The organism is Pseudomonas sp. Lz4W (assembly GCF_000346225.2).
GTDB classification, from domain to species: domain Bacteria; phylum Pseudomonadota; class Gammaproteobacteria; order Pseudomonadales; family Pseudomonadaceae; genus Aquipseudomonas; species Aquipseudomonas paraversuta.
The window spans coordinates 4308675-4333959 of record NZ_CP017432.1; the positions used below are offsets into that span (position 1 = coordinate 4308675).

General features: G+C 59.7%; 21 protein-coding genes and 1 pseudogene. 5 read left to right on the forward strand and 17 right to left on the reverse strand.

Annotation, left to right across the window (positions count from 1 at the left end):
* Positions 1-10 precede the first annotated feature (10 nt).
* Positions 11-637: a LysE family translocator gene (locus B195_RS19705; RefSeq protein WP_003439433.1), complete on the forward strand. Its 627-nt coding sequence runs from the start codon at positions 11-13 to the stop codon at positions 635-637.
* Positions 638-659: 22 nt separating this feature from the next.
* On the opposite strand, the gene B195_RS19710 is transcribed toward B195_RS19705, so the two are convergent.
* The 13 genes from B195_RS19710 to B195_RS19770 all read right to left on the reverse strand — a co-directional run bounded on the left by B195_RS19710 (position 660) and on the right by B195_RS19770 (position 15966).
* Entirely contained in the window at positions 660-5348 is a 4689-nt protein-coding gene (locus B195_RS19710) for an AAA domain-containing protein (protein WP_003439431.1), read from the reverse strand.
* 242 nt (positions 5349-5590) lie between these two features.
* Positions 5591-6169 (reverse strand): TerD family protein, encoded by a 579-nt coding sequence (locus B195_RS19715; protein WP_003439429.1) that lies wholly within the window; start codon positions 6167-6169, stop codon positions 5591-5593.
* Between the two features lie 37 nt (positions 6170-6206).
* The gene (locus B195_RS19720; RefSeq protein WP_003439428.1) at positions 6207-6782 is read right to left on the reverse strand and encodes a TerD family protein; all 576 of its coding nucleotides are present in this window, start codon (positions 6780-6782) and stop codon (positions 6207-6209) included.
* A gap of 26 nt (positions 6783-6808) precedes the next feature.
* The gene (locus B195_RS19725; protein ID WP_003439426.1) at positions 6809-7852 is read right to left on the reverse strand and encodes a TerC/Alx family metal homeostasis membrane protein; all 1044 of its coding nucleotides are present in this window, start codon (positions 7850-7852) and stop codon (positions 6809-6811) included.
* A gap of 7 nt (positions 7853-7859) precedes the next feature.
* Positions 7860-8309 (reverse strand): tellurite resistance TerB family protein, encoded by a 450-nt coding sequence (locus tag B195_RS19730; RefSeq protein ID WP_003439424.1) that lies wholly within the window; start codon positions 8307-8309, stop codon positions 7860-7862.
* Between the two features lie 66 nt (positions 8310-8375).
* Positions 8376-9584, reverse strand: coding sequence for a TerD family protein (locus tag B195_RS19735; protein ID WP_003439422.1), 1209 nt, complete (start codon positions 9582-9584; stop codon positions 8376-8378).
* Positions 9581-10171: a TerD family protein gene (locus B195_RS19740; RefSeq protein WP_003439420.1), complete on the reverse strand. Its 591-nt coding sequence runs from the start codon at positions 10169-10171 to the stop codon at positions 9581-9583. Before B195_RS19740 ends, B195_RS19735 begins: the two co-directional genes overlap by 4 nt.
* A 73-nt stretch (positions 10172-10244) precedes the next feature.
* The gene (locus B195_RS19745) at positions 10245-10919 is read right to left on the reverse strand and encodes an HAD-IB family hydrolase (RefSeq protein ID WP_003439418.1); all 675 of its coding nucleotides are present in this window, start codon (positions 10917-10919) and stop codon (positions 10245-10247) included.
* The gene (locus B195_RS19750; RefSeq protein ID WP_003439417.1) at positions 10916-11875 is read right to left on the reverse strand and encodes an HpcH/HpaI aldolase/citrate lyase family protein; all 960 of its coding nucleotides are present in this window, start codon (positions 11873-11875) and stop codon (positions 10916-10918) included. Before B195_RS19750 ends, B195_RS19745 begins: the two co-directional genes overlap by 4 nt.
* Complete coding sequence (locus B195_RS19755; protein WP_003439415.1) at positions 11875-12969, reverse strand: cysteine protease StiP domain-containing protein; 1095 nt, start codon at positions 12967-12969, stop codon at positions 11875-11877. The genes B195_RS19750 and B195_RS19755 overlap by 1 nt, the downstream gene beginning before the upstream one ends.
* A complete protein-coding gene (locus B195_RS19760) occupies positions 12962-13720 on the reverse strand; it encodes a hypothetical protein (RefSeq protein ID WP_003439414.1) in 759 nt (252 codons plus the stop codon). Before B195_RS19760 ends, B195_RS19755 begins: the two co-directional genes overlap by 8 nt.
* Positions 13710-14846 carry a phosphoribosyltransferase domain-containing protein gene (locus B195_RS19765; protein WP_003439412.1) on the reverse strand — a complete coding sequence of 379 codons (1137 nt, stop codon included), beginning with the start codon at positions 14844-14846 and terminating at the stop codon, positions 13710-13712. Before B195_RS19765 ends, B195_RS19760 begins: the two co-directional genes overlap by 11 nt.
* A gap of 97 nt (positions 14847-14943) precedes the next feature.
* A complete protein-coding gene (locus B195_RS19770; protein ID WP_003439410.1) occupies positions 14944-15966 on the reverse strand; it encodes an ATP-grasp domain-containing protein in 1023 nt (340 codons plus the stop codon).
* A 244-nt stretch (positions 15967-16210) separates the two neighbouring features.
* Here B195_RS19770 and B195_RS19775 point away from each other — a divergent pair, with 244 nt between their 5' ends.
* Positions 16211-17677: a glycosyltransferase family 39 protein gene (locus B195_RS19775; RefSeq protein WP_003439407.1), complete on the forward strand. Its 1467-nt coding sequence runs from the start codon at positions 16211-16213 to the stop codon at positions 17675-17677.
* 91 nt (positions 17678-17768) lie between these two features.
* Positions 17769-18275 carry a hypothetical protein gene (locus B195_RS19780; protein ID WP_003439405.1) on the forward strand — a complete coding sequence of 169 codons (507 nt, stop codon included), beginning with the start codon at positions 17769-17771 and terminating at the stop codon, positions 18273-18275.
* A gap of 119 nt (positions 18276-18394) precedes the next feature.
* Here the strand turns inward: B195_RS19780 and B195_RS19785 are convergent, their stop codons facing one another.
* Positions 18395-19072, reverse strand: a complete 678-nt coding sequence (locus tag B195_RS19785; protein WP_003439403.1) for a histidine phosphatase family protein — start codon at positions 19070-19072, stop codon at positions 18395-18397.
* Between the two features lie 543 nt (positions 19073-19615).
* Here B195_RS19785 and B195_RS23265 point away from each other — a divergent pair.
* Both B195_RS23265 and B195_RS23270 read left to right on the forward strand, forming a co-directional pair.
* A pseudogene (locus B195_RS23265) lies at positions 19616-20548 on the forward strand (methyl-accepting chemotaxis protein); the annotation flags it as partial.
* 141 nt (positions 20549-20689) lie between these two features.
* The gene (locus B195_RS23270; RefSeq protein ID WP_369826392.1) at positions 20690-21403 is read left to right on the forward strand and encodes a methyl-accepting chemotaxis protein; all 714 of its coding nucleotides are present in this window, start codon (positions 20690-20692) and stop codon (positions 21401-21403) included.
* 57 nt (positions 21404-21460) lie between these two features.
* Here B195_RS23270 and B195_RS19795 read toward each other — a convergent pair whose 3' ends face one another.
* Genes B195_RS19795 through B195_RS19805 form a run of 3 tightly spaced genes read right to left on the reverse strand, consistent with a single transcriptional unit; the run spans position 21461 to position 25103 of the window.
* Positions 21461-22891, reverse strand: a complete 1431-nt coding sequence (locus B195_RS19795; RefSeq protein WP_037001333.1) for an amidohydrolase family protein — start codon at positions 22889-22891, stop codon at positions 21461-21463.
* Between the two features lies 1 nt (position 22892).
* Positions 22893-23753 (reverse strand): MurR/RpiR family transcriptional regulator, encoded by an 861-nt coding sequence (locus B195_RS19800; protein WP_003439399.1) that lies wholly within the window; start codon positions 23751-23753, stop codon positions 22893-22895.
* Positions 23754-25103, reverse strand: a complete 1350-nt coding sequence (locus tag B195_RS19805; protein WP_003439398.1) for a gluconate:H+ symporter — start codon at positions 25101-25103, stop codon at positions 23754-23756.
* Positions 25104-25285 lie beyond the last annotated feature (182 nt).

Sequence of the window (25285 nt, forward strand, 5' to 3'; positions counted from 1 at the left end):
CCTTCGAATCATGCTGGAATTTTCTCAGGTACTCACGTACACCGCCGCCCTCGCTGTTGCCGCGGCTATCCCCGGGCCCGGCATGGCGGCACTGGTGGCCCGCAGCGTGAGCGGCGGTGCCTTGCCCGGCTTCAGTTTGCTGCTTGGCTTGATTCTGGGGGATTTGATTTATTTATCGTTCGCAGTATTTGGCCTGAGCCTGGTCGCCCAACACTTCGATACCTTGTTTGTACTGGTACGAATATGTGCTGCGCTGTATCTGACTTATCTGGCCTGGCAGTTCTGGAGGGCGCAACCCCAGCCCGTCAACGTGGGCAAGCCGCTGAACAGACAAGAGCTGTTCAGCGCCTGGCTCTCAGGCCTGACCATCACCCTGGGCAACCCGAAAACCATTGCCTTCTATCTGGCGCTACTGCCGCTGGTGATCAACCTGGAGTCGGTGTCCCTGCAAGTCTGGGGCGTCATGCTGGTGCCGCTGACCATTGCTGTTTTATTTATGGTCGGCGGCCTGTTTGTGCTGGGCGCGGTGCGCATCCGCCATGTGCTCGCCAGCCCCCGGGCCCAACGGGGGCTGTTCAGGGGGGCGGCGATCATCATGCTCGGCGCCGCAGCGGCCATGCTGGTTCAGGCCGCCTGACGCCGGGCGCGCACCGCTTCGCTCAGGCCATCTGCGGGGCAGACAAGTCCGGTTGGGGATCACTGGTTGCCGGGCCATCCGGCACCCAGAACAGGAACGGATCTTTGGCCGGACGATGGTCGTAAGGGCGCACTGCACCCTCCCCGCCGGCGCGCTTGAATCCATACACCTGACGCCGCTCGACATGAATGCTCGGGGCCGCGCCTTCACCACTGCACGGTTCGATATTCATGGCCTTCAAGGTGCTTAGCAGGTCGTCAATAATCAGCTGCCGATTGAGGGTGAAGGCCGATGCAAAACAGCGCCAGAAACGCCACCCGGCACGTTCCAGAATGCGCTGGCGGCGCATGTCGCTGTCCCAGCGGTCGGGGCCGTGGAAGCGGTCGCCGTCACACTCGATTGCCAGGCGACTGTCGTTGTCGCCTTCGACCACCATGTCTATGCGGTAAGCGCCCACGCCGACCTGCGGAATCACCCGGTAGCCGCGCCGGGTCAGTTCATCGTACATGTCACGTTCAAAACCGGACTCGCACAACTCGCGCAAATCGCTGACCTGTTCGGCATCCTGAGTAAAGGGGGTTTCGAAGTGCTCAATCAGACCACGGCGCAAAGTATCGACTGCGCTGAGGTCGGTGAGCTCGACACTGCGCACCAGGTACATGCGGTCCCGCGCCCGGGACGCCGCCACGTTGAAGCGCTGGGCAATCGAGTCGCGGCTGTTGGCAAAGCAGTCGCCGGGGGACGCGACCAGCGAAAGGAACATCACGTCGCGCTCCTTGCCCTGGAAAGTGCGTGCATCGCCACAGCTGATCTGGAACCGGGTGATGACTTCTTCGCCCAGTTCCCGGGTCAGGATTTGCATGATGGTTTGCGCTTGTTCGGCCCCCAGTAGCGAGACCACGCCGATGCTGCGCCCGGCGATCTGCGGCAGTGCGATCAAACGGCGGATCTCCTCGACAATCACATTGGCTTCACCGAGGTTCAACTTGCCCTTTTTCACCCCGTCCATGACCAGCAGATCAATGAGCGGCGGGTCCAGACGCTCGGTCATCAGCGGCAGGCGCAGAGGTTTGAGTTCGTGGTTATAGAACTCGCGCTTGGAGTACTCGATGATCGGCGCCACGCAGCGAAAGTGCTCGCGCAACATGGTGCCGCTCTTGGCAAACACCACTTTGAACAGGTCGTACAATGAGCGCTCGGGTGACATCAACGGTCGGTAGAGCCCGACTTGATTGCCCAGAAAGCGCGTCATCATGTTCTGCACCCGCTCCTCTTCCATGCCGATACCGTCGGGGGAAACCTGCTTGTCGTCGCCCACCACCAGCACTTTCCTGGCCCGCAACAAGGCCGGTAGCGCGCTCAGGTCGGATTGCGAGGCTTCGTCGATAATCACCAGGTCGAACGCGCCGTACTGCGCTGGCAGGCTCTCGCAGATCCGGTAGTGCGGCATGATCCAGCACGGAATCGCCGAAATCGCCACATCGGCAGCCAGTCGCGCATCCTGTCGATAACGTCCGGCCCGGACGCCGGTGCCCTTGCCAATTTTGCGAATTGCCGTGCGGTACAGCTCCAGCGCGGCCCGGACACTCGGGGTAGCGTTTTCTGACAGTCGCAGCCAGGTCCGCTTGACCACCGCATCCTGATACAGCCGCGACAGGCTCAGCTCCAGCTCTGCGCGCAATTTAAACAGCCGCTTGAGATCTTCGCGCCCGTCGATGCTGTCCAGGTAACTGGCCAGCCGGCTCAGGCGCCATATCTCCAGGCAGTTGTCCGGGAGCAAGGCATCCACCGGCCCGGTGCACGGCTCTTCTCGTAACCGGGCCGCCCAGATCAGGCCGCCGCTTTGGGCAATAACCGTGGTCACCTGCTGCACCGTATCGAGGGCGTCCGTGAGCGCCAGGACGCCGCGCAACTGGTCCATCAATTCCGACCACTGCACCTGTATCTCAGCCACCTGTACGTCCGGCTGGCCGAGGCTCAGGTCCAGGAACCCTTGCAAGCGTTCGCTCACGGCACCGCCACAACCGGCCAGTGCCTTGTTAAAGGTTTCCTTGATTACCCAGGTGGCTGCCAGCCGCTGGCGCATCAGGTGATGACGCAAAATGCTTTCACCCTGACCCAGTACCGCCTCGTCAGTGCGCAGGTTGTTCACCTGTGGCCACTCCGGGAGCAGCTGGCGCAGTTCGGTCTGAGCACGGGTCTCCCAACGTTCGGCGCGCACAATATCGTCAAACTGCTCAATCGCCCGGGCAGCCGCCGGCAGTTGCTCGGCATCGGCCTCGAACAGCGGAAGCGGCATTTCGGCGGCCAGCGCATTCCAGCGCAGCAGCAAGGTGCGACTGTGCTGCTGAAAGTGCACGAACCCTTGCACATGGGCCCAGTCCTGATCGCTTTGCGGCTTGCTGCCGAGCACCACAATGGTGTCCAGCAACTGCTTTTGGCTGCCCTTGCCGATCAGGCCGGACAACCCGAACGGACGGCGCCCCTGGGCCAGGTTATCGATGGCGGCCAGTACCTCGGGCTGCGTGTGCAGCTCGAACGGCAGGCTCACCGGCCGTGCCACAAATGCTTTGCGCCCCGCGAGGGTGTCCTCGATTTCGACCTTCAGGCTGTCGAAAAGCGCCAGCACATCATTGTTGGCGTTGCGCATCAACCAGGCCTGCATGGTTGGCACCCAGCCCTGTTGCGCAGCCGTGATAGTGGTGCGCAAGGCCTGCAAGTGGCCGATGTGTTCGAGCAAGGCCTGCGCCTGCTCCAGGGTCGGCCCACTGCTGTCCAGCAGTCGCGGCACTTCGCCGATGCTTTCCTTGTGTTGCAGCTGGCTTTCCTGCGCCAGATCCTGATGGACCTGAATCAATGTCTGCGCATCCGGGAAATCGGCCAGTTGCGGCACCTTGTGCCCCAGATAAGACAGCCCGTCCTTGAGCTCAAGCCGCGCCTCGCGCACGGCGATGATGTCTTGCAGGGTGAACAGCGCACGATGTTCTGCGCCAATGCCGAGCCGGTCAGCAAAGCTGTTTATTTGGTCCTGGGCAGCGGCCACCTGTAACGCGGCGTGGGTGGGGCTCAGCCGTTCACCGTCGATTTCCAGCTCTGAAAGATTACGCTCGGCCCACTGGGTGATCTCACGATCAACCGCGGATATCTGACCGTGGAGCGTGTTGATTTCATCATCAATCTGGCCGATTTCGCGCTTGTACAGCGCGCGGTCAATTCGTTGCACCTCGGCCGAAATCTTCTGGATCGCGAACTCGAACTGCTTCATGCCGTCCGCTTCGCTGCTCAGCAAGCTGATTGCCAGCGGACGAATGTCTTCGGGGAGTTTCTCCTGCAACACGGCCAGCGCCGGATCCTTCATGGACGTCACCAGTACCCGCTTGCCATTGGCCAGGTAATGACTGATGACGTTGGCGATGGTGTGGGTCTTGCCGGTGCCGGGCGGCCCTTGCACCACAACCCCGTCGTGCACCTCCAGCAACTGGATGATTTGCACTTGCTCGTCGTTGTAAGGCTTGGGGAAGTACAGCTCGTGCACTTTTGACGCGCCAGCGTCCGCACCCTGGGTGCCGCTGACATAGGACAAGCCGCGAAACGGCGGCAGAACCACATCCTCAAGCACGTTTGAAGGCTCGGTCAAAATCGCCTGCAATGCCGGCGGCAAATGCTCCAGGTCCTCGATCCCGGCGTCAAAGCGGCCCAGGTCCTCAATAAACATATTGCTGTCGCGGGCGCGGGCAAACAGGGTCCAGGTATCAGTGACGCACAAGTGCTCGGCAGCCTTGGGCACAGAACGGTCCCCGTCGGCAATCGTCACCGGCAGGAACTGCCCCTGGGCATCGAGCAATGACGATGCCGAACGTATCACCGGGTCGTAGCTGGAAGGATTGAACGGGCTGATTCCCGCCTGATCCTTCTTGAAGAAATCCTTGGCCAGCTTGTCCAGGGCACCAACACCGGCGATATCCGCGGCCACATAGGCGTCCACTTCCAGACGCGGCTCGGCGACCCGCGGCCGCACTTCGAGGGCCATGCTGTCCGGGTTGATATCGATCTCGACCAGTTGACTGATCAGCGGGTAGTGGATGACGCCGATCTCGGGATGCTCCCACGTCGAAACGCCCATACCCCACACCAGTTCCAGCTGTGCGTCTCCCAGGTTGCCCTGCATCTGCTGCACCAGCAAAAACAGCTCGGCGTAGAGCTCGATACTTTTGCGCCGCTGCTTTTCCTCTTGCGCCCACAGTCGCCAGGCAGTCTGGCTGTAGGACTTGAGCTGAGCCTTGATTTCACCGGCATCCAGGCAGTCTTCCAGATTGACCCATTCATCCTCGGCGGACTCTTCACTGCCGGGGGTGGCGGTGAGCGATGCTGGTTCTGTTAGGACGCCACTGGCGCGCAACGCCTCGCGTGCTACCCGCTGCTTGAGCCCGGGCTCGATTTGCGGCGTGCCCTTGAGCTCGATCCACTGCCCCAGCAACGGGCTGAGCGGCACAGGTGGCCGGGTCTCGTGCAAACGCTCGAGCCGAAGCCAGATTTCATCTTCATCGCCCACGTGAACATCCAGGCTGACACCCGGTAGTGAGCGCAGTTTTTCTTCGCTGGCACTGAATGTGTTGTGCTGGCTGACGGTTAACGCGGGGCGCTTTTGCATGAGCGCGGTCTGTTTGACGAACTCAATCAGACTGGCGAGACGTGCACGTACTGTATCCATGTCGGGGCTGAACCACTTCGATAAGAGGGCGCGGTAGTGACTGAAAAAACCTGAAGGCGCCGAAAAAGGTGAAAAACTTACAAGTGCCGACACGATACAGAGGTTCAGGTTGTATTCAGATACATCATTTTGTAAAAACCGGCAGGAGCGAGCTTTGTTAACCAGCTCGCTCCTGCAGGATCAGGCAGGCATAAAAAAGGCCCTCCCCGTTACCGGGGAGGGCCTTTTGTGTAACGCCGGGCTTAGCCCAGGTTAACCCCAAAGTTCGATGCCAACGGTGCCAGACCGCCTGCAAAGCCCTGGCCGATTGCCTTGAACTTCCACTCTTCGCCATTGCGATACAGCTCGCCGAAGACCATGGCGGTCTCGGTGGATGCGTCTTCGCTCAGGTCAAAACGTGCCAGCTCTTTGTTATCCGCTTTGTTCAGTACGCGGATGTAAGCGTTCGACACCTGGCCGAAGTTCTGCTTGCGGCCATCAGCGTCGTGGATGGTCACGGCGAAAGCCAGTTTCTTGGCTTCTTGTGCCAGACCAGCCAGGTTGACGTTGATTTGCTCATCGTCGCCTTCGCCAGCGCCCGAACGGTTGTCGCCCTGGTGCACGACGTTGCCGTCCGGTGAGGTTTTATTGTTGTAGAACACAAAGCTGCCGTCGTTCAGCACTTTGCCGCTCTCGCCAACAATAAATACCGAGGCGTCCAGGTCGAACTCGGTGCCGTCGGTGACACGTGGATCCCAACCCAGGCCAACAATTACTTCTGTCAGGCCAGGTGCTTCTTTGGTCAGGGAGACGTTGCCGCCCTTGCTCAGACTTACTGCCATGTTCGTGAACCCTTATATAGAAAGATGGATGGGTCGATTAAAACTTCAGACCGAAGCTTTCAGCCAATGGCTTGAGGCCACCGTTGAAGCCCTGGCCTACAGCGCGGAATTTCCATTCGGCGCCATTGCGATACAGCTCGGCAAAGATCATTGCGGTTTCGGTGCTGGCATCTTCCGCGAGGTCATAGCGAACAACTTCGTTGTTGTTGTCCTGGTTGACCAGACGGATGAAGGCATTGCGCACCTGACCGAAGTTCTGCTTGCGGGCGTCAGCTTCGTGGATGGTCACAGTGATCGCGATCTTGTCGATCTCGGCAGGGACTTTGGACAGGTCGATCTTGATCGCCTCGTCGTCGCCGTCGCCTTCACCGGTACGGTTATCGCCGGTGTGCTCAACCGAGCCGTCGGTGCTTTTGAGCTGGTTGTAAAAAATGAAATCGGAGTCAGCGCGTACTTTGCCGTCAGCCTTGAGCAAGAAAGCGCTCGCATCCAGGTCGAAGTCTTGACCATCGGTGGAACGAGCGTCCCAGCCCAGGCCCACGAGGACTTTAGTCATCCCCGGAGCTTCTTTGGACAGGGACAGGTTGCCGCCTTTGGAAAGGGAAAGTGCCATGTGTAATTCTCCTTAGTAATGTGCGATCAAGCGTTCGTATCGTTTTTAACGTCGGACTGCTCTTCTTTACCGGGAAACATGATGCTGGCCACAACACCGATGGCCAGTACCACCAACACCACGATCAGGCTGGTGTTTGGATCAATTTCATAACCATGGCCAAACAGGTGATCGGTTGCGTTCAAGGCCAGCTTGCCGGCGATAAAGAACAACAGCGCGATAACCGATTTCTCCAGGTGAACCAGGTAGCGCTTCAGCGCTTCGAGGACAAAGTACATGGTCCGCAGGCCAAGAATGGCGAACATCATGGCCGAGTACACGATCAACGGTTCACGGCTCACTGCGATGACTGCAGGTACGGAGTCGAAGGCGAACAAAATGTCCGAAACCTCGACCACTACCACACACAGAAACAGCGGTGTCGCGAACAAGGTGCCTTTGGCAGCCAGGGTCATTCCCTTGTTCTGCGGCTTCGTGATCTCTTTTTCAAGCTCTTTGCGCGAAACAAAGAAATTATGTCCGTGCAGCTTCGGCCAGACCGGGAACAGTTTTTGCGCAAAGCGGTAGGCCATGTGCTTGGAGTAATCCTCCTCCTCATCCTCTTCCTTGCTGCGCAGCATCATGATTGCGGTCCAGGCCACAACCACCGCGAACAGCACTTCGACCCAGGGACCGAACGCCAGCAGGCCGGTACCGATTGCCACAAAGATCAGGCGGAAGACGATGGCACCGATGATGCCCCAGTACAGAACGCGGTGACGCAGCGCGTCAGGCACCTTGAACCAGGCAAAGATGGCCATGAACACGAACAGGTTGTCGACGCTGAGCACTTTTTCCAGCGCATAACCGGTAACGAACAGACTGGCCACGCTCGGACCGTGGGCGTAGTACAGGTAGCCCGCGAACGCGAGCGAGATCAGCACCCAGAACACCGACCAGACGGCGGCGTTGGTCAGCGTGACCGGTTTATCGCTTTTGTGGGTAAACAGGTCGACTGCCAGAGCAATGACCGCTAGCGCCACAAATACAGCGATGGTAGTTGGCGGAAAGCCAATTGCCGTGTTTTCCATGATGTCCTCAGAGATCAAAATCGCCAGGGTTCAACCCCAGCTCATTGCAGATAGTGCGGCAAGCAGCCCGCTCACTTTCATCGAAGTTGCCGTCGGCGCTACCGATTGCGCAGCAAACACGCACCAGCAGACGGGCAGCATCTTCTTTTTTTCGTAACTGACCGATCGACTTCAGGGCTTCTGCGCGACCGATCTGCTGATCGAATTCAAACTTGTCGCAGACCTCGTTGAAGGACTTGATCACGTCTTTAACGTCAAAGGCCTTCAATTCGTTTGAGTTCTGGATGAACCCGACCATCTTCTGCTTTTCGTCGCTGCTGATGTTGCCATCAGCTGCCGCCACCAGTGCGCATCCGGAAACCACGGCTTCCATGAACTCACGGTTTTTAAATTTGCTGACTTCCGCCGAAAGCTTGTCACGGGCGGCGGTTGCGTTGGTTTTCAGCCATTCAAGCATTGGGGTCACCTTGTCAGAAATTGAGTGAATGCCGCCAGCCTCGGCTGGCGGCCAATTACATAACGCTCATTTGGAGCCGGCAGCCCAGCGCATGCCCCAGCCAAATGCTTTGTCCATGTCCGAGTGCCCTTTGAAGAACTCGACCCTGCGGTTGACCTTGACGCTGCCACCGACGTTTTCGAGCAAGGCAATGGCGCACATGCCTTTGGTGCCGCCCTCTTCACTCAGACGCACTTCAATTGGGGGCTCGCCCGGAATATACAAGGTAATCACGCCATCGGTGGCCTGCCAGTTCGGGGCGCCTTCGTAGATGAATGCGTACACCAGTACGCGACGCATCTTGCGCCACTCCTTGCCGTTGATGCGCAGCCACTCGCCGTCGCTCACGGAGCCGGTGCGGTCGTCACCCATCAATTGAATGAACGGCTCGTCACGGAAATCGCCAAACGCGTTGCCCAGGGCCTGAACGGCACCCTTGCGGCCGTTTTCCATTTCGTACAGGCAGCCGACATCAAGGTCGATACCGCCCGACTTGCCGCGCAGCGAGGCAAAGAAACCACCGCCGCCGCTCGGCGTGGCGCGGTTCCAGTTGAGGTTGATTTTGATCTCGCCAAAATCACCGTCCTTTTTGTCCAGGCTGATCGAGGGACGCTGCTTGTCGAGGGTGATTTTCGACAGGTTGACCTTCGATGCCGGGGCTGGTGCAGCCGCCGGAGCAACAACTGGCGCAGGCGCTGCTGGCGGTGCTGCCGGGATCGGTGCAGGTGCAGGTGCCGCAATATCAACCCCGAAGTGCTGGGCCAAAGGCGCCAGACCACCGGCAAAACCCTGGGCCACGCAACGGAACTTCCACGCGCCCTGGCGGCGGTAAAACTCGCCGAGGATCAATGCGGTTTCCTGCATGCCCACGGTCGGAATCGGCGCTTCAATACCGCCGCTCACAGACACATTGAGCTGCGGGAACGCGTCGAATCTGGCCTTGTTCTCATAAATGGTCGCGGTCAGTGCGACTTTATCGATAGCCGCGTCTATGGCGTCCAGATTGAGGCTGAACACGCTGCGACCGGGCGCAGATTCCGCCAGCTTTACCGCGCCATTGTTGACGCTTTGCTGGCCGAAGAAACACATGTCGTTGTCACCGCGAACCTTGCCCGACTCATTGAGCAGGAAGGCCGACACGTCTAGATCAGCCCCCGGCACAGGGCTGTAGCTGATGGTGACACTGAGGGTGCCGGTGGTCACCGCAGTGTTGGCGCCGGGAGTCAGAGTACTCATGGGCGCACCGCCTTGGCGGCCTCGCTGCTCAGGTCCTGTGCCGTACGGCCATTGGCAACGGTACCCACTGCGGTCAAGTCCCAACCCGCCGCAGTACGGCTCAGGTAGGCCATTACTACACCGGTGTGGCGGCCCTTGTCGGACAGGTTGAAGCGCGCCAGTTCCTTACCGCTCAGTTCATCGACGATACGGCAGTAGGCATTCTCTACCGCTTCAAAGTTTTGCCCGGTGAACGAGTTAACGGTAAACACCAGGTGTTTCACGCTGGCGGGCAGTTGCTCAAGATTGACCTGTATTGACTCATCGTCTCCATCGCCTTCACCCGTACGGTTGTCGCCGGAGTGAACGATGGAACCGTCAGTGGATTTGAGCTGGCGGAACCACACCAGATCCTGGGGTTGGCCGGCACTGTCGAGCAGGATGCATGAAGCATCCAGATCGATGGCGGTATCACTGTTGAGCAATTTGGCAAAAAAACCGCTCGGCTTGACCGGGTCCCATCCCAGGCCCATGCGAATTTTCTTAAGACCGGTTCCGGCTTCTTTCTCGAGAGAAATGGTTTGGTTCTTGGATAGCGAAATGGCCATGAAGCGTCTCCTTGTCTGCACTGAAGCACGATAGGTTGGTGCTGATTATTGACGTGCTTTGCTTACGCCTTGCTTACAACTCTTCGCGCAAGCACACATCAAGTGGCCGCTTGCGGCGCCACAGCGCGTGAAATTCGCGCCAATGTGGCTCCTCGGCGGCTCCGAGCATTTGTTCATCACCCCGGGTGTCACCCCAGGCGCGCAATGTGTAGCGGTCCAGAGGCCCATACTTGGCCTCTAACCGGATGACTTTTTGTTCACAGCGACAGTTGGTACCGTCGATCTCTCCCGTCAGTACGCCGTCGACTGATGCCAGCCGGGTACCGATCAGGCCGATACCAAGCTTTTTGGCGAAAGGCGTGAGCACCAGTTCGGGGGACGCCGAGCAAATGGTGACCGTGGCGCCCTGCTCCAGCTGGTTGGCGACAGATGTTAAGCCCAAAGGGCGCATTAGGCGCTGCCACGAAACGTCACAAAATGCTTCTGCACGTTCCTTGACCCAGGCTTCTTTGGCACCTGTCAGATAGACCGTGATCAGCTTTTCCTTCAAATCATTACGCGATATCTGACCCAGCAGGTAACAAACTGTTGATGGAATCATCCGCATCAAGCGCATGGCGAACAGCCGGTTGCCAAAAGCAAAGCGCAAAAACGGCACAAAGGTATCGTGATAGGTCAGCGTGCCATCGAAATCAAATGCTGACAGAACCTGCTTGCCTTTAACTGGTGTATTCAAAACGTCGTTCAACCCACTAATTCAGCCAATCGCAGGCTGCCTCCAAAAGTGTCCGACGAGCCGCCGGTTTCAGGGCGAACCCCCTGCCAGTGCGCTCGCTCAATAATTGTTTGCGCCCATTTGTAATGGGTCGCAGGCTCGCACATGGCGTCGTTGAACTTGAACACCGCAGGCGCCGCCTCACTCAGTATGTGGCGTGCGCTATTGAGATCTTCAAGGCTGACTTGCAACGCCCTGTGGATAACTGCAATTTGCGACGGATGGATAGCGGTTTTACCCACCAGCCCGTGGGCCATGTCCAGCGCCAGTTCCTGCTCCAGCAACTGCGGGCTATTGAGCTGTTCAAACACCGGGGCCGTAAGGGCGAAACCGGCAGAGCCCATCACGCCGCACAGCATCGGAATAACATAGCTCATGGGCGTGCTGTACAGGGTCATCGCCGGGCTGCGACGCAAGCCCAGGCAACCCATCAAATCGTTGCCGCCGATGCGCAAGGCGATAATCCGCCCCGGCAGTTGCTCGAGCATCGCACTGCGCAATTCAACCATGGCCCCCGGGTCATACACCTCGGGAGTTTCCAGGGTCGGCATCAGCATCAATTCGTTGCGGGTCACCGCCTGCTGCCACTCGCGGATATTGCCCAGACGCAGTTTGGGCACCACAAAACCGTCGACGTGACGCATCAACGACCACTCATTAAGCACCGCTGCCATTGCCGCATCCCGGGGCCGAACAAACAGGATCGGCCCGCCGGACGGTCGACCGCCGCGCGCCTCGATGCCCAGCAACAGATTTTTCAGGTTGCTGAGCCCCTGCTGCACGTCCGTCTCGGCCACTGCGTCTTCAAGGCACACCACCAGCGAACGCAGGCCCTGGATTTTCTCGCCCATGACCACGTCCATAATGTCGGGACGGGTGGCCGGCATATAAAGAGTGGCGCCCAAGGCAAAGGCGGAATGCTTGATCATCAGCGAACACTCCTGATTACAGTCACGGCGCGATACGGCCCCAACTCTTCACCGACTTCTTCGACCTCGATATTCGCCTGCCGGGTAAGGTGCAGCAGCAATTGAACATCCTGATCGTCGCGGTTGCGCACCAGCACGTGGTCCGGCACCCGGCGCATGACTGCGCGCGTGGCCTCGGCGATGCCCGGTTTGACGCGGTTCGGGTTGCTCACTGCAAACCGTGTCGAGATACGTTCGACCGCAGCCACGGCTGAGCGTTGCAATATTTGCGCCTGCTCCGCAGTCCAGGGTTGGGCGGCTGCCTGGGGCGCCAATTGCGCGCGCTCGGCTTCGATACTGCGGATAAAGTCTTGTGTCACGTCGTGCCCGGCCAGATGCGAATACACCACGCAACCATGCAGGCCGGGGTCTTGCGGCCAGATCGAACGGGAAACAAGGCCAGACACTGTCGCCCCCAGGATGCCCGAAGGAATCAGCCAGTCTTCTGCCGAAGCCGCCAGCCAGGCCCTTCCGCAGGGGTCGGCCAGCACCACCAGGCGCGGGTCGGCCGGGAAACGCGAATCGCCGGCCAGGCTGTCGCGGATCTGCCCGCTGATTGCACCTTTGCCGGTCCAGCCATCCACAAACACGATGTTCTCGGCGCCGTGGGTCTTGATGATAGCTTCGAGTGCGACGTTGTCGATTCCACGATCACGAATAATGCTGATCCCGTAATGCCGGGCGTCACGCCCCGATTCGACCAGCGCACGACGCAACAACACACCCAGCGGCAACCCGGCACGCACGAACGACACCAGCGCAATGGTCGGGCCGTTGTAACGCTGGTCCAGGGCCCGGGCCAGCGCCTGTACATCTGCGGCCATGCGCGCGCCGTTCTGCGCCAGCGCCAGGCGGTACAGGCTTTTATGGGTGTCGGACGGCGGATGCTCCTGGCTGATCATCTCCGAGTAGTGACGCTGACGGGTCTGGATCAGGCGCTCTTTTTCCTGCACATCGGTGACTTCAATCTGCATGGTGCGCAGCAAAAAATGCACATCATCGGTGGCATAACTGCCACTGCCGACGGTTTGCAGGCCTTCGAAAGCATTACTCATGGCTGACGCTCGCCAGCACATGACTGGCCAGCTGACCACGCTTGGGCGTCCCCCACCAATCGCACTCGGTCATGAAGCCCATGTCCGAGACACTGTCGCCAAAGCCCAGCAACGGTCGTTTACCGTTGATCGCCTGATCGCGACGTACCCATTCGCGCACTGCGGCGCGCTTTTGCAGGGCCACCGGCAGGAACGCCAGGTTGTTGCCGTTGCCGTGCACGTACAACCCGTCCAGCAAACCGCGCGCCTTGACCACGGCCAGCACGGTGAGCAGTGCATCGTCAGTTTCGTTGTTGTGCTTGGTGACCACGTAATTGGCCAGGCCTTGCTCTTCAACCACCCAGCCACGCAGGGAGAAACCCAGCTCGGCGCCAATGGCCAGGGTTTGCTCACTCAACTGATGCAGGCGGGTTTGCTCCAGCGCCAGCTCAGTACCCATGTGCGCATGCCAGACCGGGTCCAGCGAACCGTCAGGATTGAGGATCACCCCGCCATGGGCGCACACAGCGCCATGCACAAAAGGCAGTTGCACCCGTTGATAGGCCTCGATGCTGCGGGCGGTCACCGGGACCACATCGGCAGTGGCCAGCAGCCATTCGACGAAGCTTTTCTGCGTCGCGCTCATAAAGCCGTTGGGCTGACCGTCCACATCCAGGGTCGCCGGGAAGCGCGGCTCATCCCCCATTTTGCGGGCGGTCTGAAACAGGGTGTCGTCCAGATCAACGAACACCAGTGGACGATTAACGCTCATCAACGATCACCTGTGCATTCAATGCGCTGACCAGCGCCGGATCCACCGCCGCTGCCGGGGTTTCAGTACAGATCAGCACCCGGTCGAACTGGCCGGGAGCGACGTTGTACAAGAAGTTGGGAATACCCAGACCGTAGTTGTCGCAGAACGACAGCGCATGATCGATGGCATGCCCCAGCGCAATCGGCGAACGGCTGGTGGAGCTGAAGTGCACATCGGCACCGGCTCGCTCAAGGCGCTCGGCCAGCAGGAACGGGCGCCATACATACTCGCTGGTACCAATGACCAACACCCGCTCCCCTGGCAAAACCTGCAAGCCGGGCGCCAGGGTATCGAGGTGTTCACGCACCCCCATACGGGCCCAGTCGCGATTCGGGTCCAGGGGCCAGTCGCCCCGGGCCACACTGCCGACTTCAGGCATGTCGGGCAGTTCTGCGGCGGGGTCTTCGGTGAAGGTGTAGCGACCGTCGAGCAACGACACGCTGCTGACGTGATCGCCCATGGCCTTGCGCACCGCGTCCCCGGACCAGTCGGTCAGGGTTGCCGTGACTATCCGTTGAATGGAATCCAGCCCGGCTTCGGCAAGCGCCTTGCTCAGGTTGATGAAGGTATTGCCGGTCGAGGCTTCGTCGTCCACCAGAACCAGCGAACGGGCAGTCAGCATCATCTCCCGGGTACTGGCATCTTGCGGCAGGTGCAGCAAATGCGAGCTGGCGTGGCTGTGTTCTTCTTCAAAACGGGTGAACAGTTCGCCGCCGGTGGGGTGGCGACTGCTGCACAGGTACAGGCTGTCATCACGGGTCCGGCTCAGGGCGCGATGCACACCTGCGCCCAGGCCCACGGCGGTTTCTGCCATGCCGATCACCAGCACCGGGCCAGGCAGGTCGGCAGGGATTTTCGCCGCCAGCGCGTTAAAACTTGCGGCCATCAGCGACGGACGAGCCGGGATATGCCGGCCGAGCACACGGGAAACAAACAAAAAAGCGCGCTTGGGATTGCGGCGCTCGGCAAAACTGAAAAGTGCCTGGGGATCAAAGGTCGATGCATTGACCTCAACATCCAGTCGACCGCGCTTAAGGTTTGCGTGCAAAGCCTTGGATCCGGTCATGGGGTTACCGCTGTTCATCAATGTTTTACTACCTGGAAAGACTTAAAAAGTGAGGGACGATCTGGGAGCCCGGGTTTTAGGACAAGTTAAAAATGGTTACCAAAGATGGCCAAAATCAATTCTGCCGATCCAAAAGCGCTTCGCCGCAAACCGGAACCACGACAGTGATCGCCTTTACCTGAACATTCTCGCGCCAGACACTGGCCGGCGCGGGCATTCCCAGGCGACGGGCGGCGAAAATACCGGGCAGATTAACCCCCGCTTCCCGGGTATAGCCGATACCACCGGAGTAACGCAGATTGATCTCCAGCAGATGCGGATTGCCTTCGGCATCATCACGGGTTTGCACGTTGACGATGCCGTCGCAGCAAAAATGCCGCGCGGCCCTGAGTGCCAGTTCGACGGCGGCACCGTCGCATTCGAATGACTGCATCAGCCCCTGTTTGCGCCGCCCGACATATGCCACCGCGTTGCCCGCTTCGCACACCATGTCCACCGACACCTCGCTACCGGGCATGTACGGCATGACCAGCAACGGTTTGGGCTCAATGGACTGGCCGTAGGCCCGGGCAAATACCTCGGCGTTCACCTCATGGGCATCGGCATTGGCAAAGCTGCGAAACGGATCGACATCATCCCCCAGGCGCCAGAAGCCCTGACCATAAATGCCGCGGGTCGGTTTCACACACACCTGCCCTTCACGGGACAGCCGCGCGTAGGCCTCTTGCAGCTCGGCCTGGTTGTGCACGGTCACCGCCGGAATGCAGGCAAGCCCTGCGGCCAGCGCCTGACGGGTGAATACCGACTTGTCGTCGACCCGCTCAAAGGTGTTCAGGTCCAGGGCGCCCGTGACCAGTTGCAAGCCTGCGGCCTCGAATTGGCCACGATGGGCTTCATAGACCTGCCCCACACGACCGGCCAGCACCAGCTTGATCTGATGGCTCAAGGCCTGCTCAATGACCCAGGCAATACGCTCTTGATTGTCCAGCGGCTCGCGCCAGGCGACATCCGCCAGTCCGGTTATTTCAGGGCGATTTTGACGGTGCGAGGCGAAAATCCGAACTGCATCGGGCAGCGCCGCGCGCGCGCCGGCAATCACATCGCGCTGGCTGGATTGCCCTTCAAGAAACCAGATCATGAACATCCTTTGCTGCAGAGGGAGGAGACACACGTTGAGCGCGGGAGTCTAGCGGATGGGGCCGGCAGATGCCCCAGTGATTGACCGGTGTGCCTGCCGGAGCTGGCAGGCCGGCGCCCGGATGAGTACCTCCCGCAGCCCGCACACCCTTTGCAGCCCGGAGGTCTCAGGTTTCACATTTTGTTAAGAATTGCCCTCCTATACTCCAGCGCACCATTACTTCCGACTCTGCCCTGGTAGCCAAATGCGCCTGACCCGCCCTGCTCTGCTGTTATTGCTGCTCGGTTGTCTGCTGTTCTTTTTTGCCCTGGGCAACCACCAACTGCAAGGCTCGACCGAGTCCCGGGTGGCGGGCATCGCCATGCAGATGCACCTGAGCAACGATTGGGTGACGCCGTCCCTGCTCAACCAGCCCTTCCTCGAAAAACCGCCGCTAAGCCTGTGGCTGGATACGGGCGCCATTCGCCTGTTCGGGGGTGAACTGTTCGCCGTGCGCCTGGCATCAGCCTTCGCCGGATTATTTTGCGTCATGTTGCTATACGCCATGCTGCGCAAACTTGGACGCCCCACGGCACTGGCCTGGACGGCTGCCGCCATGCTGGCGACCATGGGCAGTTTTTGGGGCAATACCCGTCAAGTGGGGGAAGATGCCCTGCTGACATTGGGCGTGAGCATGGCGCTGCTGGCGTTTTTTCACGCCAGCCGCCAGCCGGGCTTTGCACGGGGCAGCTGGCTGCTGTTTGCTGCCGGGATCGCCATTGCAACCCTGAGCAAAGGAGTATTGGGGCTGGCGCTGCCAGGGGTGGTGATCTTTGCATTTCTGCTGTGCGAAAGCCTGATGGAGAAGCGCTTTATCCTGAGACACTGGCTACGACCGGCACTGTTGACCCTGCTGGGACTGATTCCGCTGATGATCTGGTTGTGGGTGCTGTATCAGCGCGGCGGGCTCCAGGCTGTGGGCGAAGTGCTGTGGACCAACAGCGTCGGACGTTTCAGCGGCTCCTTTGTTGATGCAGGGCATTACGAACCGTTTTACTACTACCTGAGGAAGCTGCCCGAAGCCTTCCTGCCGTGGAACCTGCTGACCTATCTGGGGCTCTGGCACTTTCGCCGGCAACTGCGAAGCAACCCGTATCTGCTGTTCTTCTGTGTCTGGCTACTGGCGCAGTTTCTGCTGCTGAACCTGGCCTCAAGCAAACGTGCGGTGTACCTCATGTCACTGACCCCGGCCGCTGCTGTCATTGCCGCCGAATATGCCCGGGTGGTGCTGGACTGGCTGTACAAGAAAAGCCGGACCTCGACCCTGGCCAGATTCCTGAGCGAGCATCATCGTGCCCTGGGGGGAGTGGTTTTAGCCTGCATCGTGGCCAGCTACCTGCTGGCGGCGCTGTGGGCGCCACGGGCCGACAAGGAGGAGTCATTCCAACCGGTAGCGGCCCATGCACTCAACCTGCAAGCCGCCGGCAAACACATCGCGTTGATGCAACCGGATGAACGCCTGGGCGCATTGGTGTTCTACAGCCAGCAACTGCAGCAGACGCTGGACTCCACAGCCGAACTGCAGGCCTTTCTCCGCGCCTCGCCCGATAACGTCGCCATCGTCGAACAACCGGTTATACCCGGGTTAGCCTTGAACATAGTGGACAAGGTCAGCGTCGGACGTCACCACTATTACTTCATCAGCCTGGCAACGCCCGGGCCCCGGACTTGATCCCGGGCAATACAAAGCCGGTTAGCGTGGCCGATTACCCTGCATTGACTACGCTCCCTGTGCTGGACGATTCCCAGCCAAGGAGCCTGTCATGACCATCAACATCACCAGCAAGACCCTGAGCGACTATGACGCTCATCTGGCGTTCAATACGGCCACCGCGTTTCTGCGCAAGTCCGATCTTGCCAACTATTTGATTGATCAGCTTGAACAGCAAGACGTAAAACTCAGCATTGACGTCAGCAGCGACCCGGCGCTGGCGCAAAAGGATGCTTCAAACAACGGGGTGATTTTATGGAACCTGCACACCGCGACCTCGCCAAGCCCGCAACTGGCCGACGTGGCGGCCCTGCTCAGTCGTATCCCGGCCGGGCAGAAGCAATACATCACCAGCCAGTGGGTGCTGATGCATTTACTCGCACTTGCCTGCCATCAATTAAACGATCAGCTGAATTTTCGCGATGCGGATGCGACGTGGCCATGGCTGGACGAAAAAGTCCTGAGCGCCGGCGATATCGAAAATGTTGTGGCCCGTGAACTCAGCGACCTGCCGTTGCCCGAAGAGCAAAACTGGAACCGCCTGCTTAATCGGGCTTGAGCTGCACACAGGCCTGGAGAGGTTGTCAGTCAGGGCAAACCCTGTGCAAGCATGGCTTGCCCGCGCTAGCACCGGCTTGTCTGCACTGCAGACAAGCCGGCACCTGCAGTGGAATTGGCTCAGAATTGCGAGGCTTCGAACACGTGATGCTCTGGTGCTGCCTCCGGCAGGATGGCCGACCAGTCGTTGGTCTCGACATACCCCAGCATCTGCGGGTCATGGGTGCCATCGTCCTGGATGAACAATGAAGCCCCGTAGCCGAACGTTGTATCCGTTGGCACATGCATGTCCGCTTCCAGCGCGTCCATGCATTCGCTGTGGGTCACCAGCACCAGGTTGCGCCCCGGCACCTTGTGCTTGAGGGCATCACGCAACATCGTGCCGCGGCAGTTGAATAACCAGTCCTGCGCCGGCACCGGGCGAATGAACATGGCATCGGCGGTTTGCCGCGCCCGGGTCAACTCACTGCTGTAAATATCGACGTTCTTCAGCCCCAACTGCCTGAAATTGGCGCCCAGCCCCTGAACCACCTCTTCGCCATGCACCGTGATCCCGTCAGGCAGGCCCAGGCATGGGGTCGACGAGCGATCGCAGCGCTCGCCATGGCGCACCAGTGCAATCACATCACCTCTGGCCCAGCTCTGGGTCAGGGTCAGTACCTGTCCGGCATGTTTTGACTGCGCCAGATTGGGCGCCGGCACTGGCGCCAGAAGGTTCCACGTGACCGCACCGGTGAGCAGGCTTGCGGCGACTATCACCAATGCATTTCTGTAACGCGCCAGCACACCGCGCAGCATGGCACGTGTGGCTCCAGCCAGACGAAGACTCAAAATCACGGAAGAAATACCCTCTATGGCAGTCAGTGGACGACACTGGCCGTTACCCTAAAACGCGAATATGACAATGGGTCGATGCGCGCCTCTTTTTGTAAGAGCAAAGATTGCACACGACGGATATCGGTTAGCTGAACCAGATTCTAAAAACCCCCACGTCAGGGACAGGTGAAACGAATGTGAAAAAAAACGTAAAGCCGCCCTTGCCCACATGCTTGCAAGGGCTTTTCGCCGAATATTCATTGTTATCAAGAAAACATTTCAGCTCTGAGAACTGCCGCCGATACACCCCAACACAAGCATTCTGCTGGGCCAATAACTAAAACCCTCCAGCGAAATTCGATCCTGCGTGCACCGTTCCTGGAGAACTTTATGAACAGCTGGCTGAGCAACATCAGCGTCAACCTGAAACTGACCCTTGGCTTTGGCCTGGTACTGCTCCTCACTTGCGTAATGGCGATCTTTGACTGGCTCAGCCTGGACAAAATGGTTGATCGCAGTAACTGGATGAGCGATATCACCCGGCTCAATACCGCGTTTACCAACCTGCGGGTGACACGCTTGCAGTACATGCTGACTGACGGCGACGAGACCGCCGCGCAAGCAGTGCAAGGCAGTATTGACGCCTTTCAGGAACAGCAGAAAAAGCTGATCGACACCTTCAAGAGCCAGGAAAACCTCGTACTGCTCAAGGAGCAGCAAGCCATCATCGGCGACTACGAGCGCGCACTGGTGACCATGCGCAAGGCTTATGTCGAGTCTGCCGAAGCGCGGGCCGCCATGGACCGCAATGCCAAACTGGCCCAGGACGCCATCGCCACGCTGCTGGCCAGCACCCTGCAACTGCCTGCCGCTGAAGAGTCCCGTTTCGCGATGTACCAGACCGTGTCTGAAGTCCGCGAACAATTCCTGCTCTCGCGTTATCAGGTCCGTGCCTATATTGCTGCGCCAACGCCGGCGACCGAAAAGGCCGCCAGCCAGCAACTGGAAAAGACCGTCGACAGTCTTGAAAAGCTCAATCCTTATTTCGCGACGAGCGCCGCAGAGACCCTGCGTACCCTGACCCGGACCATGGAGCAGTACCAACAGGCGCTGCAGGTGTACAGCAGCACCGACAACACCATCATCGACGTGCGCAAGAAGATGACCGAGTACGGCGCCAGCGTTCTGAGCCGCAGCGATGAGCTGTACAAACTCCAGTTGCAGCGCCGCGACATCGAAAGTGCCACCGCCAACAGCATGCAAGCGATCACCACCCTGCTGGTGCTGCTGTTCGGCATCGCTGCTGCGGTGATCATCACCCGCCAGATTACCCGCCCGTTGCGTGAAACCCTGGATGTGGTCGAGCGCATTGCCAGTGGCGACCTGAGCCACAACCTGCAGGTGACCCGTCGCGATGAACTGGGTGTATTGCAGCAAGGTATTGCGCGCATGGGCACCACCCTGCGCGACCTGATCGGCGGTATTCGCGACGGGGTTACGCAAATCGCCAGCGCCGCCGAAGAGCTGTCAGCGGTCACCGAGCAAACCAGTGCCGGGGTCAACAGCCAGAAGATCGAGACCGATCAGGTGGCCACTGCCATGCATGAAATGACGGCGACCGTGCAGGAAGTTGCACGCAATGCCGAGCAGGCTTCGCAAGCCGCCGCAGCCGCAGACGGCGAAGCCCGTGAGGGCGACAAGGTGGTCAATGAAGCCATTGACCAGATCGAGCGTCTGGCAGTTGAAGTCGGTCGCTCGACCGAAGCCATGGCCGTGTTGCAACAGGAAAGCGACAAGATCGGCAGCGTCATGGACGTGATCAAGGCCGTCGCCGAGCAAACCAATTTGCTGGCCCTTAACGCCGCCATCGAAGCCGCCCGTGCCGGTGACGCCGGACGCGGTTTTGCCGTGGTGGCCGACGAAGTGCGTGGCCTGGCCCAGCGTACGCAAAAATCCACCGAAGAGATCCAGACCCTGGTTGCAGCCTTGCAAAGCGGTACCCAGCACGTGGCCAACGTGATGAACAACAGTCGCTCCCTGACTGACAGCAGCGTGACCCTGACCCGCCAGGCGGGCACCTCGCTGCAGGGCATTACCCGTACCGTGTCGAACATTCAGTCAATGAACCAGCAGATTGCCGCCGCCGCCGAACAGCAAAGTGCAGTGGCTGAAGAGATCAGCCGCAGCATCGTCAATGTGCGCGACGTTTCCGAGCAAACCGCAGCCGCCAGCGACGAGACGGCCAAGTCCAGCGTTGAACTGGCGCGTCTGGGCAATCAGCTACAAGAGATGGTGAGCCACTTTAAAGTCTGACCCTCACTGCAGGAGCGAGCCTGCTCGCTCCTGCACCGGGACCATTGAGTCTCCGCCCTATCGGGGCAGAAACACACCGGCGCGGTTACCGTTGGCCACGCCGTTTTCATAACTCAACACCCCGTTGACCCACACCCCGTCAATCCCTTGTGCCGCTTGTTGCGGGGAGTTGAAGTCGGCGACATCACGTACTTTCGCGGCATCGAACAGCACCAGATCCGCCCAGTTGCCTTCGCGTATTTCTCCCCGCCCCTCAAGACCAAAACGAGCCGCCGACAACCCGCTCATTTTGTGCACCGCGGTGTGCAGCGGGAACAACCCCAGGTCACGACTGAAATGCCCCAGCACCCGTGGAAAAGCCCCCCACAAGCGTGGATGCGGAAACGGGTCGTCAGGCAGGCCGTCGGAGCCGATCATTGACAGCGGGTGCGCCAGAATCCTGCGAACGTCGCTTTCGTCCATCCCGTAATACACCGCGCCCGCCGGTTGCAGGCGCTGCGCTGCATCCATCAGCGATACGCCCCAAAGCCTTGCAATGTCCTGCAAGTCACGCCCGCCCATTTCAGGATGCGGGGTCGACCAGGTAATGGTGATCCGGAACGCGTCAGTCACTTGCTTGAGGTCCAGAGTCGAAGAACTGGCGGCGTAGGGATAACAGTCGCACCCCACAGGATGGGTTTTCGCTGCCTGCTCCAGAGCTGCCAGCAAGTGCGGACTGCGCCCCCAGTTACCCGCCCCGGCACATTTGAGATGGGAAATAATCACCGGCACCCGGGCCTGGCGACCGATCAAAAACGCTTCATCCATGGCCTCCAGCACCGGCTCGAATTCGCTGCGCAAATGCGTGGTGTAGAGCGCGCCGAACGCGGTCAGTTCTGCGGCCAGCTGCAGCACCTCGTCGGTCTCGGCATTAAACGCACTGGCATACGCCAGCCCTGTGGATAACCCCAGCGCCCCCGCTTCCAGGCTTTCCCGCAGCTGCTGACGCATGCCGCGAATTTCGCCGGGGGTGGCGGTGCGCTGCAGATCGTCCATGTGATTGCTGCGCAACGCCGTATGACCGATCAGCGCACCAACGTTCAACGCGGGACCGGCCGCCGCAACGGCAGCGCGGTAGTCGCTGAAACGCGGGTAGGCAAACGCGGCCTTGTCGCCCAGCAGGTTCATCGGGTCCGGTGGCTCATCGCGCAAGGTCACCGGCGACGCGCTGATCCCGCAGTTGCCGACAATCACTGTGGTCACGCCCTGACTGAGTTTGGGCAGCATCTGCGGCTGGCGGATCACCACCGTGTCGTCGTGGGTGTGCACGTCAATAAAACCCGGCGCCAGCACCCGGCCCACCGCGTCTATTTCCCATGTGCCGCGCACATCACCGAGGTTGCCAATACGCTCGATACGCCCTGCGCGTACCGCCACGTCAGCGCTATAGGCCGGCGCGTTGCTGCCATCTATAACCCGGGCATTGCGGATCACTGTGTCGTAGTTCATTTCAATCCCCCAATGGCAGGCAATCATCACCGCCGCGATAGTCATCCAGTGCCAGTTTGATCCGGCGCAAGCGCTCCTGGTTGGCTTCAGGCATCGACAGCGCCAGCTCGGTGGCAAGCACGTCAATGGCCAGCAGCATCCCGTAGCGGGCCGCCGTTGGTTTGTAGATAAAGCTGGTTTCCACCCCTTGCAGCGCCAGCACCACATCGGCCAGTTGCGCCAGCGGCGTAGCGGGCCGGGTGATGGCAATCACTTTGGCGCCATAGTTATGCGCCAGCTTTACCACCTCGATCAGCTCGGGGGTCAGGCCGGTCAGCGAGCACACAATAACGGCATGCTCCGGTCCCAGGGTCGCCGCCGTGACCCGCATCATCACGACGTCGCGACAGGCCGCGACCGGGTACCCCAGGCGCACCAGACGCACCTGCAATTCATCGCTGTAGACACTGGAACAGCCGCCCATCCCGAACGCATGAATCATCTTCGCTTCGCCCAGCAGCTTGACCGCATCGGCGAAATGCACGCCATTGAAGCCGGCCAGATGCTCGTGCAGCGTCGATTCAATATCACTCACAATCTGACGGAAAAAAGCCGACTGCTCAGGCATGCTGCCGGTATCGAGAAAACGACTGCCCACCCCGCTGGCCTGGGCCAGTTGCAGGCGCAAGTCACGCAAATCACGGCAGCCGACACTGCGCGCAAAGCGCGACAGCGTGGCGCTGCTGACCTCGGCCCGCAGCGCCAGCTCATCGAGGCTGGCACTGGCGGCAAAACCGGTATCGCTGAGTATCAACCGGGCAATGCGGGCCTCGGCAGCGCTGAAGGTGTCCTGGCGAACCCGGATTTGATACAGGATGTCCATTTAAATCAGCTCTGAAAGGATCAGGGTAAAACCGAACGCCACGACTGAAATCAAGGTTTCCAGCACGGTCCAGGTTTTGAAGGTTTGGGCGACAGTCATATTGAAGTATTCCTTCACCAGCCAGAAGCCGCCGTCGTTGACGTGGGAAAAAATCACCGAGCCCGCGCCCGTGGCCAGCACCAGTAATTCCGGGTGCGGATACCCCAGGCCCAGCGCCACTGGCGCCACAATCCCCGAAGCCGTGGTCATGGCGACGGTGGCCGAGCCCGTGGCGATGCGCATCAAGGCCGCAAATACCCAGCCCATGAACAGCGGTGACAGCTGAAAGTCCTGGGCCAGACCGACAATTTCGGTGGTCACCCCCGAGTCGATCAGAATCCGGTTCAGGCCGCCCCCGGCCCCCACCAGCAGTGTGATGCTGGCCGTAGGCGCGAGACATTCGTTGGTGAATTTGAGGATAGATTCACGGTTGAAGCCCTGGGCCAGCCCCAGGGTCCAGAAGCTGACAACCGTCGCAATCAGCAAAGCCATTACCGAGTTGCCGATAAATTGCAGAAACTGATTAAACCCGCTGCCGGGGGTAGAGATCAGGTCGGCCCAGCCGCCTATCAGCATCAGCACGACCGGCAACAGAATCGTCGCCAGAGTGATGCTGCAACTGGGTAACCGGGCCCGCGGTTCACGATTGATGAACTGCTGTTCCAGCGGGTTGATATCGGGCAACTGAATACGCGGCACGATGAATTTGGCAAAAACCGGACCGGCGATGATCGCAGTGGGGATGCCGATCAGAATCGCGTACATCAGAGTTTGCCCGACCGACGCCTGGTAGGCCTGTACTGCCAGCATCGCTGCCGGGTGCGGTGGCACCAGTGCATGCACCACCGACAGCCCGGCCACCATCGGCAAGCCCACCATCAGTACCGACACCCCGACCCGCCGGGCAACGGTAAAGGCGATCGGTACCAGCAGTACAAAACCGACCTCGAAAAACAGCGGCAAGCCAACCAGGAAGGCGATACAGACCATGGCCCAATGCGCGTTGCGCTCACCGAAGCGATCGATCATCGTCCGTGCTACCTGCTCCGCGCCCCCCGACTCGGCCATCATCTTGCCAAGCATGGTGCCCAATGCCACCACCAGCGCAATATGCCCCAGGGTTTTACCGACACCGCCCTCGTACGCCCCGATCACACTGCCCGCAGGCATGCCCGCCATCAGGCCCAGACCGATGGCCACCAGGGTAATGACGATAAACGGATTGATCTTGTAGCGCGCAATCAAAACGATCAGCGCAATGATGGCAATGGCCGCATACAACAGCAGCCCATAGCCCGAAGATGGCGTCATGCGATGTTCCCCCGGCAATATTTTTTGAGTTCTTCTGAAACTTAAAAAGCATTACCCGGGTGAATTAACAATCTTTATGAAAGTAATTTTCGCGCAGCGATATGTGTTGTCGCGATCAGGCATGGACGACAGGCCGAAATGAAAATCACAGGGGTGTATTTTCATCGATCGGGGCTGGGGCT